The sequence below is a fragment of the Paraconexibacter antarcticus genome, from assembly GCF_024220175.1.
In the GTDB taxonomy this organism is placed as follows: Bacteria; Actinomycetota; Thermoleophilia; order Solirubrobacterales; family Solirubrobacteraceae; genus Paraconexibacter; species Paraconexibacter antarcticus.
This window is the reverse complement of the sequence record NZ_CP098502.1, coordinates 482,049-499,024: the sequence shown is the minus strand read 5'-3', so window position 1 is coordinate 499,024 and position 16,976 is coordinate 482,049. Positions and strand designations below refer to the sequence as shown.

Genomic DNA, 16,976 nt, shown 5'->3' with positions numbered 1-16,976 from the left:
AGGCTAGAGGTTCTCTGCCACGCGAGGACTCTCGCGCTGGAAGAACCACAGTCCGAGGCTGAAGATGCCGATGATGATCCCCAGCGGGATGAGGGCGTATGCCGGCGTCTCGAAGGCGTGCGTGATCGATGGCGCGTGCGGATCGATGATGGCGCGTCTCATCTGCGTGAAGATTGCCGGGATCGGATTGCAGAGAAACATCCGGTAGTAGGACGCCGCGCTCTCGGCGACGGTCGTCGGCACGTAAAGGATCGCCGACGCGTAGAAGAGGATCTGGGTGACGACCTCCCAGATGGGCTGGATGTCGCGAAACCGCACGTAGAGGACGCTGAGCATCATCCCGACGCCGGTCGCGAGCACGAACAGCAAGGCGACGAGCAGCGGGAGCTCGAGCCAGGTCCACGTCGGATAGACGCCGCTACCGATGGCGAAGATGAACACGGCGATGAGCGTCATGCCGAGATTCAGGAGCGCCGTCACGCTGATCGACAGCGGGATGACGATGGGGTTGAACTGCATCTTCCGCAGCAGGCTCTCGCGAGTCACGAGCGCCTGGACGCACCCGTTCGTCGTCTCGGCGAAGAAATTGAACATGACGAGGGCGGTGAGGATGTAGACCCCGTAGTGGGGTACCCGCTTGTCGAGGCCGGCTATCTGGGTGAAGACGAAGTAGACGACCCCGAACAGCGCGAACGGCCGCACGAGGGTCCAGGCCAGGCCGAGGACCGAGCCGTAGAAACGAAACTTCCAGTCACTGAGCGCGAGGGTCCACGTGAGGGTCAGCAGCCGCCGCGCCTCGGCCGCCCGCGTCGGGGCGTGGGCCACCGGGATAGCGGCCGTGGTGTTGACGACGACGTCGGTCACCCGCGCTCCAGCTCGAACCGGTGAGGGAGGTCGACGAGCCCGCCTGTCACTCGCGTGCCGTGCACGTACAGCGAGGCGAGGTCCTCACGGACGTCGAGGACGTCGACCCCGCCGACCCGCGCGATCGACGGCGTCAGCTCGTACTTCGTCGTGGACATGACCGCCTCGATCGCGACGCGGGCGGTCAGCTCCTCACCCGCCGCGAAACTGCCGGTCGCCACCTCGGCCCACTCCGATGTCGTCACGAAGAACGTGTGGCCCACATCATTGCGCAGGCTGAACCCGACGACGGGGTCGACGACTGCCTCGTGGAAGCGGATGCGCGCGCACATCGTCACGCGCTCGTGCTGGGCCACCTCCCCGGTCCGGACACCGTCCTTCTCGAACCACGCGTCGGCGATCTCGCAGACCTTCTGGTCGCCGTACCGGCCCGTTTCGTCCTGCTCGTGCACGAGACGCCCGAAGTTCAACTCGTTGTAGGCCCGCGCGATCGCGTGCGGCTCGCCGATCATCTGCACGTCACCGCGCTCGATGAGCATCGCCCGGTCGCAGTAGCGCTCCGCGGCGCTCATGTCGTGCGTGACGAAGATCACGGTACGACCCTCCGCCTTGAGCCGGTTGAACTCCTCGAAGCACTTCTGCTGGAACGCCGCGTCACCCACGGCCAGCACCTCGTCGACGAGGAGCACGTCCGCCGACACCTGGATGGCCGTCGCGAAGCCGAGCCGGACCGCCATACCCGACGAGTAGTTCTTCAGCTTGAGGTCCACGAACTCCTCGAGCTCGGCAAACGCGATGACGGCGTCGAAACTCGCGGCCGCCTCACGGCGCGTGAGGCCCATCATCACCGCGTTGATCACGACGTTGTCGCGGGCGGTCAGGTCCGGGTTGAAGCCGACGCCGAGCTCGATGAACGGGGACAGGCGACCGTGGACGGTGATCGCTCCGGCGTCCGGCCGGTAGATCCCCGCCAGGCATTTCAGGAGCGTGCTCTTCCCGGAGCCGTTGCGGCCGACGATGCCGAAGAACTCGCCCTGCCGAATGGTCACGTCCACGTCGTTGAGCGCCCGCAGCTCGTCGTAGGTCGTCGAACGCCACGGATGGAGCAGGCGCTCCTTGAGCGTCGAGTACTGGACGTGGGGCAACCGGAACGTCTTGGACGCGTGGTCGATGACGACAGCGGGGGGCGCGGCGGCGAGGCGGGCAGCGCGCGCGTCCGCCGGCGACTCGGCAAGGGCGGTCACCCGCTGCATGGTAGAGGTTGCCCGTCGGAAACGGTGCGAACGCGTACGGGGAGCCGGACGCCCGGAGCGCCGCTGCCGCGACCGGTGTGGCAGCCTTCCCGCATGCGCTTCTCCGTCGTCCCGAGCCGGCTCGAAGGTCCCCTCCTCCTGGAGCCCTCGGTCTTCGGGGACGATCGCGGGTTCTTCTGCGAGACCTTCCGGGCCGACGAGCTCGCCGGCCTCGGGATCACCGATGCCTTCGTCCAGGACAACCACTCGCGCTCGCGGCGCGGCACGATTCGCGGCATCCACTTCCAGATCGGGGACGGCTGCTCCAAGCTCGTGCGCTGTGGTCGCGGGGCCATCGTGGATGTGCTCGTCGACCTGCGGCGGAGCTCACCCACGTTCGGCGAATGGGAGGCGTTCGAGCTCGACGACGAGTCGATGCGGCTGCTCTACGCCCCGGTCGGGTTCGGTCACGGGTTCGTCGTGAGCAGCGACGTCGCCGACGTGCTCTACAAGCAGTCGGCGTACTACACGACGGACGTCGAACGGGGCATCTCCTTCCTGGATCCGGCCGTGGCGATCACCTGGCCTGGCGAGCGGAGCGAGTGGATCTACAGCGAGCGGGATGCGAACGCGCCGACGCTCGCGCAGTTCACGCCCGAGCTGCCGGACTGGTAGGCGCCCCTGGCGCGGGACTCAGCCGCGCAGCCGGTGGACGATGACGCCCAGGTGATGGCGTGGCGACCATCGCTGGGCCCGGGCAAGTCGTGCCTGGACGCGCTCGAGCTGCCCGCTTGTTTCCTGGAGGGCTGCCCGCGCATCATCGAGCTCGTCGCTCACGCGCTGTCTGTCCTGCTCGGCTGACGCACGTGCGGAAACCTCGACGGCGAGCTCCTGCTCGCGCCGCGCCAGGAGTGCGTCCGCCTCCCCCAGCCGGTCTGCCGCCTCCTGCAGCCGCGTCGCCCATGACGGGCGCTCGGCGTCGATCGCCGCCCGCTCCCGGATGATCGCCGCCCGCTCGCGCTCGAGCTCGGCCGTCGCCAGCCGGTGACGGACCAGCTCCGCCTCCAGCTGCGCGAGCTCGGCCCGTGCAAGCCCGAGCGCTGCCGCACGCGGTAGCTCCTCGGACGGCGACGCGGCGTGTGGCGCGGTGTCGGACACCCCCGAAGCCTATCCGGGACCGAGGCGCCGCCGGGGGGCCCACAGGCCCGCGCGAGAGGATCCGTCCGTAGACTGCGCGGCGTGCAGCAGGTGCAGATCAGGGCCTCCGGGCGGGCGTTCGCCGGCGTCCGCGCCACCGCGCGCCGGATCGAGGAGGCGCTCGCCGCCGTCGGTGTCGATGCCGCAGTCGGGGACGGGCCGCCGGACCCGTCTGCACCGGCTCTCGTCGTCGACCCCGCCGCCTGGTTCGCCGAGCAGCCCATGGCGCTCTCACGGGAGACGCTCGCCCGCCTGATGGGCTTCTCGCTGGCGCCGTACGGCTCCGTGACATTGCAGGACGACGCGACCGTCGGGGAGCACATGGCGGTGCTCGCCCACCCGGAGGAACGCTGCGCGCAACACCTGACCAGGGTCGGGTGCCACAGCCGGTTCGTCCCGCTCGGCGCGCGCGCAGCCGCCGTCCCCACCGCCGCCGCGCCGCCGCTGGACATCGTCACCCTCGGACCCCCGACCGCTCGGCGCCTGGAGCTGCTGGCCCGGGGGGCCGCCTGGCTCGACCTCCTCCGGTGCGCCCATCATTTCGACCTCGAACTCCCCGAGACCGACGCCGACCACGCGCATCCCCTGCGCCGCGCCCGAATCCTGGTGGATGTCACGCCGGCGGCTGCGGGAAGTCCCGACCTCGCGGCGATCCTCGCGGCCTGGGAGTCAGGCGTCGCCGTGGTGACCGACTCGCTCGGGCCCGTGCCGGCCGGCGAGGAACAGCTGCTTCGCGGCGCGTCCGAGACGCTCTTCGCCCGCGCCGCCGAGCTCTCGGCTGACCCGGCCCGGGCCGTGGCCCTGGCGGCTGCGGGCCTCGCCGCCTGGTCGGAGCAGATTCCACTTCGCCTCATGGGCGCGAAGCTGATCGAGGCGCTCGAGGACGCCCGCGTGAACCGGCCGGTCCGGCCCGGCGGCCCGCCCGTCCCGAGTGCGGCGGCCGCCCCGGTCCCCCCGCCACGCTCGGTCCTGCAGATCCTCCGCGACGAGCGCGCCCAACCGGACGCGACCCTGCGCGCGGGCCTGCAGGAGGTCGTGGGACGGACGCGTGCGCTCGAACGGCGGCTGGCCGGCCTGGAAAGCGGCGGGCCGGACGACGCTGTCACCGAGGTCGTGGCCGGTCCCGCGCGCCGTGGCTCACCGCGGGTGTCGGTCCTCATCCCCGCCTACGCCGCCTGCCGCACCTTGGAGGAGACGCTGGACTCCGTCGCGTCCGCGGCGCTCGAAGGGGGCGCGCCCGCGGTCGAGATCGTGCTCGTGGACGATGCCTCGCCGCAGGACGACGCGGCGCTCGCGGTCGCCTGGGCCGCCGGGCGGACCGACCTCCCGGTCACCGTCCTGCGCCACCGGCGCAACCGCGGCCTGAGCGCCTCCCGCAACGCTGCCGCGGAGCACGCCGCCGGTGAGCTGCTGCTCACGCTCGACGCCGACGACCTCCTGCGACGCAACGGGCTGACACGCCTGGTCGCCGGACTCGACGCCGATCCGGGCGCGAGCTTCGCCTACGGGATCCTGCAGCGCTTCGACGTCGGCGGCCCGATCGGCCTCGTCGGCCTGCACCCCTGGTCGGTCGAGCGCTTCCGCGGCGGCAACTACGTGCCGGCGCTCGCGCTCATCCGCCGGGAGGCCCTGATGGCGGTCGGCGGCTACCACGGGATGCCGTGGGGCTACGAGGACTGGGACCTCTGGTGCCGGATGGCGAAGGCCGGACACCGTGGGGTGTGGGTGCCCGAGATCGTCGCCTCCTACCGGCTGCGCGAGGACTCGATGAGCGCGGGGCTGCACCTCTCGCACCTGGCGCCGCTCGGCGACATGCTGACCCGCCATCCGGAGCTGCTGGCATGACGCGTCCATCGATCGTGCTCAGCTCGCGCGAGCTCTTCCCGTTCGCCGGCGGCGGCATCGGCGCCTACATCGCCCAGCTCGCGCGCGTCCTTGCGCCGGTCGCCGACGTGACGATCCTCACCGCGGGGTGGTACGCCGAGAGGCACCGCGAGCTGGAGGCCGTCGACGACCCGCGCGTCGACTACGGCGGCGCTCGGGTCGCCTTCGTCGCGGTGCCCGAGCCCGCCGACCACGGCGAGTTCTACTCGCACATGCACCTGTACTCCCACCGCGTCCTCGTCGCGTTGCGCGCACTGTTTCCCGACGGCGGACCCGACCTCGTGGAGTTCTCGGACTACCTCGGCGAGGGGTTCGTCCCGACGCAGGCGCGCCGCGGTGGCGATCCGTTCCTCGCGGACACCCTGCTCGCCCTGCGCCTGCACACGAGCTCGGAGATGGCGAACGTCCTGAACGGCCATCTGCACCGGGACTTCGAGGCGCGGATGCATCGTGACCTCGAGCGCCGAGCGCTCGTCGATGCCGATGTCCTCGTCGACTGCGGCGGGGACATTCGCGGCGCCTACGAGCGGTTCTACGCCGGGGTGCCGCTCGCTCCGAGGGTCGGCATCCGGTACCCGCTCGACCGCAGCCACCCGACCGCACTGCCGCAGCTCCCCGACGGCGGACCGCTGCGGATGATCTACGTCGGGCGCTGCGAGCGGCGCAAGGGGGTCCAGGACCTGATCGCCGCGCTGAGCGCGTTCACCGCCGACTGGCGCCTGACGATCCTCGGCGGCGACACCGATACGGCGCCGCTCGGCCACTCGATGCGGCGGACGCTGGAGCTGCAGGCGGCCGGGGACCACCGCGTCACGTTCCTCGAGAACCTCCCCCGCGCCGAGGTCCCCGGCTGCGTCGTGGCTCACGACGTGCTCGTCACTCCCTCACGCTGGGAGTGCTGGCCGTACGTCGTGCTCGAGAGCATGGCGGCCGGGGTCCCCGTCATCGCGTGTCCCGTCGGCGGTCTCACCGAGCTCGTCGCACCCGGTGTCACGGGTGAGCTGACGACAGCGACCGGCGTCGATGCCCTCATGGAGACCCTCGGCGCCGCGGTCGCCAACCCGGCCGCGTTCCGGGCCGGCCGCGACCCGGCCGCCGTCCGTGCACGGGCGCTGGCGCTCAGTGACCCCGACGGCATCCGCGGTGCCTACCTGGAGCTCATCGCCCGCCCACCACGGCGCGTCGCGCCGCGCGCGTCGCGGGTCCCGCCGAGCGAGCCCGTCCCGCTCGTCAGCGTCGTCATCCCGTACTACGGCCTCCCGCGGTACGTCGAGGAGGCGGTGCGCTCCGCTCTGGCTCAGACCCACTCCCGGATCGAGGTGATCGTCATCGGTGACGGCGCGTTCACCCCGGAGGACATCGTCCTGGCCGAGCTCGCGACCCGCTACCCGATCCGGGTCCTCGCCCAAGCCAACGGCGGCCTCGGCGCCGCGCGGAACTTCGGCATCGATCAGTCCCGCGGCCGGTACGTCGTACCGCTCGACGCGGACAACGTGCTCGAGCCATCGTTCGTCGCCCGGGGTGTGGAGCTGCTCGAGGTGCGGGAGGACCTGCACTACGTCACGTCCTGGAGCCGCTACGTCCACGAAGACGGGACGGCGTTCACGCCGCCGGCCGAGGGCTACCGCCCCGTCGGGAACTGGTCGGCGCTCGTGGACGAGCGCAACGTCGCCGGCGACGCCACCGCCGTCCTGCGCAAGCGGCTCTTCGACCGCCACCGGTTCAGCGAGGACCTGACGAGCTATGAGGACTGGGCGCTCTACCGCGAGCTGGCCCACGCCGGCCTGCACGGGCACGTCATCCCCGAGATGCTGTGGCGCTACCGCGTGCGCGAGGACTCGATGTTGCGAGACGTCGGGCTGCGGCGCGAGGAGCGCCTGCTCGCTGAGCTGGACGCACTGATCCGTGAGAAGGAGGTCGCATGGGTGTCGACGAACGGCTGAGCCTGGACGCGGTGAGCGAGCACACGCTCATCGCGGTGGAGCACCGCCACCGCTACGCGCTCGCGCGCCGCGCCTGCGCGGGCAGGCGCGTGGTCGACCTGTGCTGCGGCGTGGGCTACGGGACCGGGATGCTGGCGGAGGTGGCCTCGCAGGTCGTCGGCGTCGACCGTGACGCGGCCGCGATCGACACCGCCCAGGCGACGGTCGGCGCGCGGACGGCCGCGACCTTCGTGGCAGACGACGCGCTCGCGTACCTGCGCCGGCTCGAGCCCGGCGACGTGGACGTCGTGATCTGCTTCGAGGGCCTTGAACATCTACCGGACGTCGACGACGTCGCCGCGCAGCTGGTGCGCCTCGTCCGCGGCGGCGCCGGCATGGTCGTCTCGGTCCCCAACAGCGCGACCTTCGGCGAGGAGAACGAGTTCCACCTCACCGACTTCGACCTCGACCGCGCCCGTGCCCTGTTCGCCGACCTGCCCGGCGTCACCGTCGCCTTCCAGTCGCACGCCGAGGGCTCGCTCATCCGCGGCCGGGCCACGGGCCCCGTTCGCGCCGAGGTCGCGCTCGACGGCGAGCAGGACCTCGACTGGGCCAACCACTTCCTGCTGCTCGCCGGCGTCGACGCCGACGTGCTCCTTGACCCGGCCGACGCGGCGCTCCACCTGGCCGTGGCGCCCGTCAACCACCGGTACATGCGTGGGCTGGAGCGGGCGAACCGCACGCTGCAGGCCGCTAACGGGCGCCTGGTCCGGGAGCGGCTGGGGCTGGGCGCGGCCGGCGCCGCGTCGGCGGTCCTGCGGCGGGAGGATGAGCTGGCGCTCTCCCGCGAGGAGGTGCGCCAGTGCCGGCATCGCATCGGCGTGCTCGAGGCCGAGCTGGCCCGGCTGGCCGACGAGACCACTGCGGCACGCGCCGAGCGCGACGGTTACCGCCGCGCCCATGTCGCCGTGCACTCGAGCCGCCTGACGAACCTGGCGGCCCGGGTCGCCGGCCACCGCTTCCCGCGGAGCTGAGATGGCCATCGACCTCTTCGACGACCCGATCTGGCAGATGAGCCTCGGCGAGCGAGCTGCCATCGAGGGGTTGCTCAGCGCCGTGCGGCCGGCGCTGGCGATCGAGGTCGGGACCGCCGAGGGTGCGTGCCTGCGCCGGATCGCGATGCACAGCGGGGAGGTCCATTCCTTCGACCTCATCACGCCGTCGATCCCCGACCTCCCGGCCAACGTCCGGCTGCACACCGGGGACTCGCACGCCCTGCTGCCCGAGGTGCTCGCCGGTTTCGCGGCCGAGGGTCGCAACGTCGACTTCGCCCTCGTCGACGGCGACCACTCCGCCGACGGCGTGCGCCGGGACGTCGAGGCGCTCCTCGCCTCCCCAGCCGTCGGCGACACGGTCATCGTCCTGCACGACACGGGGAACGAGGTCGTCCGCACCGGCCTCGACGCGGTCCCCTACGGGGCGTACCCGAAGGTCGCCCACGTGGACCTCGACTTCGTCCCGGGCCACCTCGGCCGCGACCGGTTCCCCGGTGAGCTCTGGTACGGCCTCGGCCTCGTCGTCGTGGCCGCCGACCGGCCCGCCTACGGGTCCGGGCCCGCCGTGCAGACCGACCGGCATCACGGCGGCGAGCTGCTGGCCATCGCCCGCGACGTGCTCGGCGGTCGCGAGCCGGGCATCGGGCCACGGGGCTACGACGGCCGGGACCGGCGGCTGGCGGACGCGTACCGGCGGATCGATGAGCTTGAGCGGCGGCTGGGTGACGGGGCCCTCGGAGCCTGAGACGTACTACCGTTGAGGCCGTGAACGGGACACTTTCGCGCACGATCCTGACGATCGCCGCCGGCGGCACTGCCCTCGCGGGATGCGGCGGCGGCAACGCGGGCGTCGATCGCAAGGATCCGAAGGCCGTCGTCTCGGGCTATCTCAGGGCCGTCGCCGACGGCGACACAAAGCGTGCCTGCGCCCTGCTCAGCCCGGCCGTGCAGCAGCACGCGGTCAAGCTCCTCGGCCGACCGAAGAACAGCGGGGTCAAGACGTGCCCTGAGGCCCTCTCCCTGGTGGTGGCCCAGTACTCGGGTCCGGAGAAGCAGCTTCTTCGCGACGTGAAGGTCACGAAGCTGGAGGTCACGGGGACAACCGCGAAGGTCAGATCGACGGCGTCCGGTCCACTCACGCTCAGCCGGCGTGGTGGCCGCTGGTCGATCTCGGCGGGCCTGTTCGAGTAGCGCCGGCGCGGCTCACCAACCCATCGGGCGCCGCATCGGCGCCTCCGGGTCGGGCGCGCCACGGTAGCCGACGTACGTCAGGCAGCCGCCCGCGGCGAGGGACAGGTCGATCCTGGAGGCGGGCGAGTGCAGGTAGTGCACCGCATGCCAAGGCGGTACGCCGTCCCGGTTGTCGCGGGCAACGGGCGCGGAAACCTCCCCGCGCACGCGGACGCGAAGGGCGTCTGCCGGCTCCTCGGCCATCAGGCCGACATGCAGTTCCGCCGTCGGCGCGGGGAGCTCGACGGGTAGCCACGCTCCGGGACGAAGCTCGACCCGCCCGTCCGCGAGCACCGCCGCACCGGAAACGTCGTGCGGCAGCCGAAGCGCCCAGGGGCGCACGTGCGTAACGAGCTGGCTCGGCGCAGCGGAAAGGATCACGTCGATCCACGTCCGGCTCCACGACGGAGCCAGGTCGGGGCGCCAGGCCTCGAGGGTCGCAGCGAGCTGCAGCTCCTCGCCGCGCACCGGCCGGATCGGGTACAGGTTCCCGTCGAAGCTCGACGCCACCGTATGGGCCGCGAGGTCACCGAAGACGACCTCGAACTCATGAAAGGAAACCCCTCGACCCCAGCGGGCCAACGCCATGCGGCGTGCGGGTTCGCCGCCCACCTCCCCAGCGCGATCAATGGCGGCGACGAACTCCGGGCGCGGGGAGCGCTTGTACAGATCGAGGGCGAGCTCGTCGGGCACCGAGTGCAGGAAGGGGAGGCGCCCCGTGTGGTGATCGATTGGGGTGAGCCGGTTCGGGGACTCGACGACCACGATGTGGCCCGTAGGAGCGACGATCCGCCGAGCGAGTCGCAGGACCGCCAGACGCTCGCCGACAGTCATGTGCTCGAGGACGGCATAGAGCAAGAAGACGTCGACGGGCTCGGTCAACGCACCGATTCGGTCCTCCAGATCAGCGGCCGAGTCGCAGGTCAGGTCGACGTGGGCGAGGCCGCGCGACGCCACGTGCCGACGTGCGGCCTCAACTTCCATGGGATCGATGTCGAATCCGAGGTAGCGGCCTGCGTGCGGGGCCAGAGCGCACGTGACCGCGCCTTGGCCACACCCGTACTCGAGCACGGTCCGGCCCTCGAGGGGAGCGTGGGCGACGAGCCACGGCAGGACGTGGCCCCGCGTCACCTCGTGACGCCGGAGCCACTCGGGGTGCTCGCCCCCCACAGACGTGCCGCGCGCAGCTGCGACGCGGGATCAGGCCTTGACGACCGAAAACGACAAGCGGAACGATGCCCCGTTCGCCGGCGTCACGAGCAGCCGGAACTTGCCGATCGGCAGCTTGTGACGGGCAAACGTCGTGGTCAGGGTGGCGGTGTTCGTCCCCTTCTTGCCGGTGAGCCGGCGGCTGCCCTTCACCTTCGTGTAGCGGGTACAGCGTCGACCGTTCTTCGCGGTGGGCGACGACGCGCTCACGCATCTACCCGAAACGCTGCGGCGACCAGACTGACGGCGCATGATCGTCAGCGTGACCTTCGACGCGGAGGAGAGCACGTAGGTCAGACGGGCGCTCTTCCGCCTCGTGATCTTCGTCCGCGAGAGCCTAGCCGACGTGATCCGTGCAATTTTCGGGGTCGTCGGCGTGGTCGGGGTCGTGGGCGTGGTCGCGGGCGTCGTCGAGGTCGTGGGCGTCGTCGAGGTCGTGGGAGTCGTCGGGGTCGTGCCGGTCCCGGCACCGGTGCCGGGAATCGGGATGGGGATCGGCGTCGCGATGCATGTACCAATCGCAAGCGGCGGTGCGATAGGCGAGTACTTCGTCACGTAGCCCGGCTGCGTTGCGGCGGTGAAGTCACGGGTATCCCCACCGGAGAAGATCGTGCCGTCGTTGGCCACCGACAGCGCGCGGGCCTCGCCTCCGCTGGCGCCGGGGCGAATCAGGATCATGCCGTTGGTCCCGACCGTGGGATCCAGCGCACCCGACGCCGTCGCGACGTACAGCGCCGGTGAGCGAAGCCCACCGCTCTGGTAGACGCCCGCCCCCAGGATCTGACCTGTGGAGAGCACGCGAACCTGCCGGATGCCGTTCGCCTCGCCGGTGAAGTTCTGCGAGGCCGGCGGGTTGGAGACGCCGCCCGTCCCGAAGCTTCCGTCGAGGGTGCCGTTCGCGTTCAGGCGCACGAGTACCGCGAGGATCTTGTCCGGCTGCACGTCCGCGCCGCCGCCGACGATCCGGCCGGCCGCGTCGATCGCAACGGCGGAGATGATCGAGTTCGCGCCACCGTGTGCGTCGTAGTAGTACGTCCCGCCGCTGCCGAAGCCCTGATCGGAGTTCCCGTCGACGTTGACGCGACCGATGAAGCCGCCGGTGACCTGCAAGCCCGGCGCCTGCTGCCCGGCGAAGACGATCTTGCCGTCGGGCTGCAGCGCGACGCCGTTGGCCCAGGACTGCTTGCCGTAGTCGAGGACCTTGAGCCCGGCCGATCCGAACCCTGCGTACGGGGAGCCATCGGCGTTGAGGTGTACCAGAGCGACGCGGTCGTAGCTGTCTGATCCTGACGCGCTCCCGCCCACCACGATGTCCCCGCACGGCCCGACGACCACCGACCGAGCCGACTTGGCCGTCGGCCTCACCACGCCGCCGAGCCCGAACGACGGGTCGATGGCACCCGACGCGAGGTAGCGCCGGATGAACATGCCGGAGTCGTCGTCGCCCGCGACGACGATCTTGCCGTCCGGTTGGGCGGCTACGGCGCGCGCCTGGCCGCTGCCGGCGCCGAACGCGACGCCAGCGGTCCCATCGGCGCCGAACCGCTCGATGAATGTCGAACTCCCCGAACGACCGACCGCGATGAAGCTCCCGCCCGGCTCGACGGCCACGCCGCTGATCGAGTCGGCGGCAGTGGTCACGAAACCGGGATCACCTGCCGCGGAAGCGCTCGCTGCGCCCGGGAGGCACGCGAGCGCGATCACGGCGATGCAGATGCGACGAAGCCCAGGGTGCATGGGTGGCGAAGCTATCAGACCCCCGGGGAACAAGATGACATCGCCGTGCGGTCGTCGACGAATGGCGCACCCCACAAACAGAAATCGCCGCGAGCACGTGCTCGCGGCGATCCCTGATCCAACTACACCCGATCGACGGATCCCGGGACGAACCCGGGACTCGTCATATCGTGAGGGTGATCAGCCGGCCGTCGACGCCGAGGGCGCCAGAGCCTGCGTGATGTTCGTGTTGGCCGGCCCGAACGGGCTCGCGAGCGACGTCGCCAGTGCGCCGGCGTTGATCAACAGCGCGCGGGCGCCCGCGATGCTGGTGAACTGCGCGGTGACCGTCGTGCGGCCCGGGACAGCGGTGCTCCCGAACGACAGGCTCGTGGCCGGCGCAGCGTTCGCGGTCCCCGTGTTGTCGATCGTGAAGAAGCCACCGGGAACGGCGGTCGCGTAACGCTGGTCCAGCGTCACGACAGCCGAGTTGGTGGCGCCGTTGAACGTCGTGGCCACGGCGTCCGGACCCGTGGTGAAGCCGGTCGCGAACGCGCCGGTGTTACCGCCGGCGGGCACGTTGGCGGGCGTGGAGGCACCGGCGGGGCCCGTGACCGCACCCGCGGCCGCGATGACGCCGACGATGAACTCGCCACGGTTGAAGTTCACGCCAGCGGGGATGGCCCCGAGACGCACCGTGTTCGTGCCCAGCAGCGTCGCGCCGTCAGCCGGAATGGTCCGACCGTCCGACAGGAGGATGCTGAACCCGCCCGGTGCAACCGGACCAGGGACACCTCCGACCGTTGTGCCAGTCACCGTGTCGTCAAACACGACGTCGACCTGCCCGGTGGAGCCGTCGCCGACGACCGTAGCGGAGGTCGGGTCCGGGAGGGTCGTGCCACCCGTGCCGCCGGCCAGCGCCGCCGACTCGAGCGGAGCGGGGTCACCGTCGTACTGCGAAACGACCGTGCCGCCCACGCCCGAGTAGAGCGCACGCACGGAGTTGGCGACCACGGTGGGCGCCGCGTTCATCGTCACGGTGACCGTCTTGCGGTCAGCGCTCAGCGTCGTCACGGCCGGCGCAGGGAGGCCCTGAGCAGACTGAATGCCGTTGGCCCCGAGCAGCGTGAACTGCGTCGGATCGGGGATGGCGGCGAGCGCCTCGTCGAACGTGTACGACACCTGGCTGCCGGCGAACGTCACGCCGGTCAGGTCGGGCGCAGTCGTCCGGCCGCGGGTGCCGTTGCTCGTCGCCGACGGCCCGATGAGCGCCGTCGAGTCGGCGAAGTTCCTAGTGCCCGTGGACGCGTTGACGACCGAGCCGCCCGCAACCGTTCCGGTCGTGAAGGTCGTCGTGTCGGCGACGCCGTTGAACTTGACGTCGACGCACTGCGTGCCGTTGACGGCCGCGGTGTTGCCGCCCGACGCGACGTTCTTGTAGGTGTTGATGGAGAACGCGTTAGCGGCCGGGATCGACCCGAGCGTCTTGTCGAAGCAGAACTTGACGGTCGACCCGGAGGCCGTGTTCGCGGTCACCGTGGCCGAGACCAGGTCGGGCGCGAGCGTGGAATTGGGAGCGAGCGCGCCGGCGATGGCGGCGTTCGAGGCGGCCGGAGCCAGCAGCGGCACGGCCGCTGCGGCGAGGACCGCGAGAGGCGCACCAGTGCGCTTAGACAGGAAAGACATGAGTTGCCGGAACCCCTTTCAATGGGTCTCGAGTGACAAGGGAGGCCCAACGAGCCGCCGATACGAGGAAGGTTCTACCACACTCACCCGGGAGAACTGCAACCCCTGAGGGAAATCGACCGGCGGGGCTGTGTCGCCCCGCACAGCCTCGGAGCCCGACCTAGTCGCTTTGTCAGCCACCGACATAGTCGCATCGACAGCCACTGACTTGCCCGCGTTTGCAAGGAGCGGCGCTCCGGGACGAAGTCCCGGAGCCCTCAGCACCCGGGGCCCCGCGCCGCGAGCTGCACGCCGGGCGAGGCCGACCGCGGGCCGGACCGCGTAGGTCTTGACGGCGGAGGTGGCAAACGACGGCGAGACCCATCCGAGCGAACTCGTCGGCGCACGAGCGGGGCCGGCGGGCGTGAGCGGGCGGCGACGCCCGGCGGTTTCGGCTGGTGGGCGGGGAGCCAGGGCTAGAGGAACTGCCGGCGTCGATCTGGCGCCGCCTGGCCCCGAACCGATCGGCGTTGTCCGAGCGCTCGACTCGCTCAGTGTCCGTCGTGGAACCGAGCGCCGGGCCTGCTGTGGTCCCACCCGGTGACACGCCTGAGCGTGTCACCGGAAGGCGTCCTTCGTGATGGTCAGTCCTTCTGGCGGTAGATCCAGACCGAGTCCCGCCGGCCCTTGCCGCACTCGACCTTGCCGTAGTAGTACCCCTTGTTGAGGAGCCGCTGCTCGAAGCACTTGTAGCCGCGGACGGTCTTGCAACCGGTGTTGACCTTGGTGCGCTTGACGCCGGGGTACCTGAGTCGGCAGCGGTACTGCGCGAGCGAGATCGAACGCCCGCCGGCACAGCTCAGATGGAACGTCGTGAGCGACACCGAGCGTCCTCCCTTGCCGGGGTACTTCGGGGGGGTGCAGACCCGGCGTCCAACGCTCACGCCCGACGCGGACGAGGCAGGGGCCGCGAAGGGCAGCGCGGCGGTACAAGCGAGCGCGGCGAGCGGGAGTACACGGCGCAGTCCGCGGCCGAAGGTGGGCTTCTCCATGAGCTGTGGCATCGGCCGAGCGTAACAACGGGGCGCCGCGGCGCTCTTCGCGTCGTGCCGCATCTCATGAATTCTCACGAAACGCCGGCGACGGTCGTCACTCCGCGCACGAGCTGTTGCCCGCCGAGCCGGCGATGCGCGTCGCCGGCGTACGTCACGACGAGGTCGCCGCCGGCTGCCGCGGCGGTGGATGGCAGCTTGACCTCGACCCGCCAGCGCCCGCGGCGGATAAGCACGCGGAAGATGAGCGGGACCTCCGCCCCTCGCGTGTCTTTGTACGTGAACCGCACGCTGACCCGGCCGCGCGCGCGGCGCACGGTCGTGCCCGCCATCACGAGGAACCCGCTCTGATCGATCGTGGCGGAGCCCGCCGTCAGGCGGGGGGCGACCTTGCCTGCGTGGAGGGCGACCATGTCGGCTCGCACTCTCGCGTCCCCCGCATAGCGGAGGATGAGCAGGCCGTTCCCTCCGCGGCGGGCTCGCGGCGACAGCACGCGCCGGATGTGGAGCAGCCGACGCGCGGGCACCGAGAACCGAGCCGTCACCCCGTGGGAGACGAAGAGACCACGCACGCGTCCGGTCGCCCGGCCGTTCAGCGACGCGAGCACCACGAGCCGCCGGCCCACCACGTGAGCGCGCAGGATCGCGAGCCGGGATGGCTGCCGGACGACGGGCGGGACGTAGGGCGGGCCTGACCCGCCCGCGTACGGCGGCGCCAGCGACCCGAACCCGTTGAAACGGCCCACGGTGCCCGAACCCGCCCCCGAGAAGCTCACGTTCTGCCCGCCCGTGAACAGGCTTCCGTCCGGCGTCGCGGCCACGGCGCACCAGCCGGTCCCGTCGGACGTCGTCGGATGCATGATCACCATCCCGCTGCCCCCGCCGACCGACGGATCCAGGTGTCCGGCGGCGGTCAGCGTCCACAACGCCGCCGAGCGCTGACCGGAGTCTTGATAGGCGCCGGCGCCGACGATCTCGCCGCCGCCCGCGACGATGACGCCGAGGGGGCCGGCGAGGTCGTCACCCGTGTAGTTACGGGACGCCGGAAAGCGCACCACACCGCCTGTACCGAACCCGGGGTCGAGGGCCCCGGTAACGCTGAGGCGGGTGAAGACGGCCATGTAGCCGGCGGCCCGTAGGTCGGCGCCCGCCGCCACGATCCGGCCCTGAGGGTCGATCGTCACAGCGGAGAACACCGCCCTCGCACCGCCCTGTGCGTCGTAGTGGTGGACCCCATTCGCCGCGAAGCCGAGGTCGAGCGTCCCGTCGGAGGTGGTCCGCCCGACGATCGCGCCGGTGACCTGCAGGCCGGGGGCCTCGCGGCCGGCGAAGACCACATGGCCGTCGGGCAGGACGGCGACGGACGTCGCCGCGGCGTTGCGGCCGGCCCCGGCGACGATGTCGACCTTCCCACCCGCGAACGACGGGTCGGGCGCCCCGGACGGCAGCAACCGGGCGAGGGCGACCCGCGGGAACCCGTCGGAACCCGGCGCGCTGCCCGCCAGCACGATCGTGCCGCCCGGTCCGATCGCCATCGCGGCGATCGACATCCCCGGGACCTGCGCCGTGCCGCCCGAGCCGAACCCCGGGTCGGGGAGGCCGTCGGGGGTGAAGGCGCGCACGACCGCGCCGCCGTCGTCCCCGGCCACCACGATGGCCCCGTTCGCCTGCTCGACGACGGCGGCCGCGCGACCGGAGCCGGCGGGGATGGTCTGCATCGGCGTGCCGTCCGTCGCGAGGCGGGTCAGGAGCATCTGATCGCCGGACGAGCCCGCGGCGACGACGGTGCCGGCCGCCTCCGGGGCGATCGCGGCGATCCCCGAGCCGAGCGTCCTGACGGGCCCGGGCTCGGCCGCCGCGAGGGCTGCGGCGGGAGCAGCCGCCGCGACGGCGCAGACTGCGGCGAGGGTGGCCCGGAGGAAGAGGCGCGTGAGACGCATGCCCCCCATA

General features: G+C 71.5%; 14 protein-coding genes. 6 read left to right on the top strand and 8 right to left on the bottom strand.

The window, feature by feature from the left end:
• Positions 1-3 precede the first annotated feature (3 nt).
• Positions 4-864: an ABC transporter permease gene (locus NBH00_RS02445; protein WP_254571768.1), complete on the bottom strand. Its 861-nt coding sequence runs from the start codon at positions 862-864 to the stop codon at positions 4-6.
• Positions 861-2,108 (bottom strand): ABC transporter ATP-binding protein, encoded by a 1,248-nt coding sequence (locus tag NBH00_RS02440; protein ID WP_254571767.1) that lies wholly within the window; start codon positions 2,106-2,108, stop codon positions 861-863. Before NBH00_RS02440 ends, NBH00_RS02445 begins: the two co-directional genes overlap by 4 nt.
• Before the next feature lie 102 nt (positions 2,109-2,210).
• Here NBH00_RS02440 and rfbC point away from each other — a divergent pair, with 102 nt between their 5' ends.
• Complete coding sequence (rfbC, locus tag NBH00_RS02435; protein ID WP_254571766.1) at positions 2,211-2,771, top strand: dTDP-4-dehydrorhamnose 3,5-epimerase; 561 nt, start codon at positions 2,211-2,213, stop codon at positions 2,769-2,771.
• Positions 2,772-2,789: 18 nt separating this feature from the next.
• On the opposite strand, the gene NBH00_RS02430 is transcribed toward rfbC, so the two are convergent.
• Positions 2,790-3,254 (bottom strand): hypothetical protein, encoded by a 465-nt coding sequence (locus NBH00_RS02430; protein ID WP_254571765.1) that lies wholly within the window; start codon positions 3,252-3,254, stop codon positions 2,790-2,792.
• Between the two features lie 81 nt (positions 3,255-3,335).
• On the opposite strand from NBH00_RS02430, the gene NBH00_RS02425 reads away from it, so the two are divergent.
• Genes NBH00_RS02425 through NBH00_RS02405 form a run of 5 tightly spaced genes read left to right on the top strand, consistent with a single transcriptional unit; the run spans position 3,336 to position 9,345 of the window.
• Positions 3,336-5,138 carry a glycosyltransferase family 2 protein gene (locus NBH00_RS02425; protein WP_254571764.1) on the top strand — a complete coding sequence of 601 codons (1,803 nt, stop codon included), beginning with the start codon at positions 3,336-3,338 and terminating at the stop codon, positions 5,136-5,138.
• Positions 5,135-7,120: a glycosyltransferase gene (locus NBH00_RS02420; RefSeq protein WP_254571763.1), complete on the top strand. Its 1,986-nt coding sequence runs from the start codon at positions 5,135-5,137 to the stop codon at positions 7,118-7,120. Before NBH00_RS02425 ends, NBH00_RS02420 begins: the two co-directional genes overlap by 4 nt.
• On the top strand, positions 7,099-8,133 hold the full coding sequence (locus tag NBH00_RS02415; protein ID WP_254571762.1) for a class I SAM-dependent methyltransferase: 1,035 nt from the start codon (positions 7,099-7,101) through the stop codon (positions 8,131-8,133). Before NBH00_RS02420 ends, NBH00_RS02415 begins: the two co-directional genes overlap by 22 nt.
• 1 nt (position 8,134) lies before the next feature.
• On the top strand, positions 8,135-8,899 hold the full coding sequence (locus NBH00_RS02410) for a class I SAM-dependent methyltransferase (protein WP_254571761.1): 765 nt from the start codon (positions 8,135-8,137) through the stop codon (positions 8,897-8,899).
• Between the two features lie 20 nt (positions 8,900-8,919).
• The gene (locus tag NBH00_RS02405) at positions 8,920-9,345 is read left to right on the top strand and encodes a hypothetical protein (RefSeq protein ID WP_254571760.1); all 426 of its coding nucleotides are present in this window, start codon (positions 8,920-8,922) and stop codon (positions 9,343-9,345) included.
• A gap of 12 nt (positions 9,346-9,357) precedes the next feature.
• On the opposite strand, the gene NBH00_RS02400 is transcribed toward NBH00_RS02405, so the two are convergent.
• The 5 genes from NBH00_RS02400 to NBH00_RS02380 all read right to left on the bottom strand — a co-directional run bounded on the left by NBH00_RS02400 (position 9,358) and on the right by NBH00_RS02380 (position 16,966).
• On the bottom strand, positions 9,358-10,515 hold the full coding sequence (locus NBH00_RS02400; protein ID WP_302182684.1) for a class I SAM-dependent methyltransferase: 1,158 nt from the start codon (positions 10,513-10,515) through the stop codon (positions 9,358-9,360).
• 69 nt (positions 10,516-10,584) lie between these two features.
• A complete protein-coding gene (locus NBH00_RS02395; protein ID WP_254571758.1) occupies positions 10,585-12,297 on the bottom strand; it encodes an NHL repeat-containing protein in 1,713 nt (570 codons plus the stop codon).
• Positions 12,298-12,510: 213 nt separating this feature from the next.
• Positions 12,511-13,995, bottom strand: coding sequence for a hypothetical protein (locus NBH00_RS02390; protein WP_254571757.1), 1,485 nt, complete (start codon positions 13,993-13,995; stop codon positions 12,511-12,513).
• Between the two features lie 623 nt (positions 13,996-14,618).
• Complete coding sequence (locus NBH00_RS02385) at positions 14,619-15,038, bottom strand: hypothetical protein (RefSeq protein ID WP_254571756.1); 420 nt, start codon at positions 15,036-15,038, stop codon at positions 14,619-14,621.
• Positions 15,039-15,100: 62 nt separating this feature from the next.
• Positions 15,101-16,966, bottom strand: coding sequence for a hypothetical protein (locus tag NBH00_RS02380; protein WP_254571755.1), 1,866 nt, complete (start codon positions 16,964-16,966; stop codon positions 15,101-15,103).
• Positions 16,967-16,976 lie beyond the last annotated feature (10 nt).

What these genes read in the sequence shown, in the direction of transcription:
- NBH00_RS02420 (WP_254571763.1), top strand. Translation starts at nt 5,135, where the DNA reads ATGACGCGTCCATCGATCGTGCTCAGCTCGCGCGAGCTCTTCCCGTTC.
- NBH00_RS02410 (WP_254571761.1), top strand. Translation starts at nt 8,135, where the DNA reads ATGGCCATCGACCTCTTCGACGACCCGATCTGGCAGATGAGCCTCGGC.
- NBH00_RS02380 (WP_254571755.1), bottom strand. Translation starts at nt 16,966, where the DNA reads ATGCGTCTCACGCGCCTCTTCCTCCGGGCCACCCTCGCCGCAGTCTGC.
- rfbC (WP_254571766.1), top strand. Translation starts at nt 2,211, where the DNA reads ATGCGCTTCTCCGTCGTCCCGAGCCGGCTCGAAGGTCCCCTCCTCCTG.
- NBH00_RS02415 (WP_254571762.1), top strand. Translation starts at nt 7,099, where the DNA reads ATGGGTGTCGACGAACGGCTGAGCCTGGACGCGGTGAGCGAGCACACG.
- NBH00_RS02390 (WP_254571757.1), bottom strand. Translation starts at nt 13,995, where the DNA reads ATGTCTTTCCTGTCTAAGCGCACTGGTGCGCCTCTCGCGGTCCTCGCC.
- NBH00_RS02385 (WP_254571756.1), bottom strand. Translation starts at nt 15,038, where the DNA reads ATGCCACAGCTCATGGAGAAGCCCACCTTCGGCCGCGGACTGCGCCGT.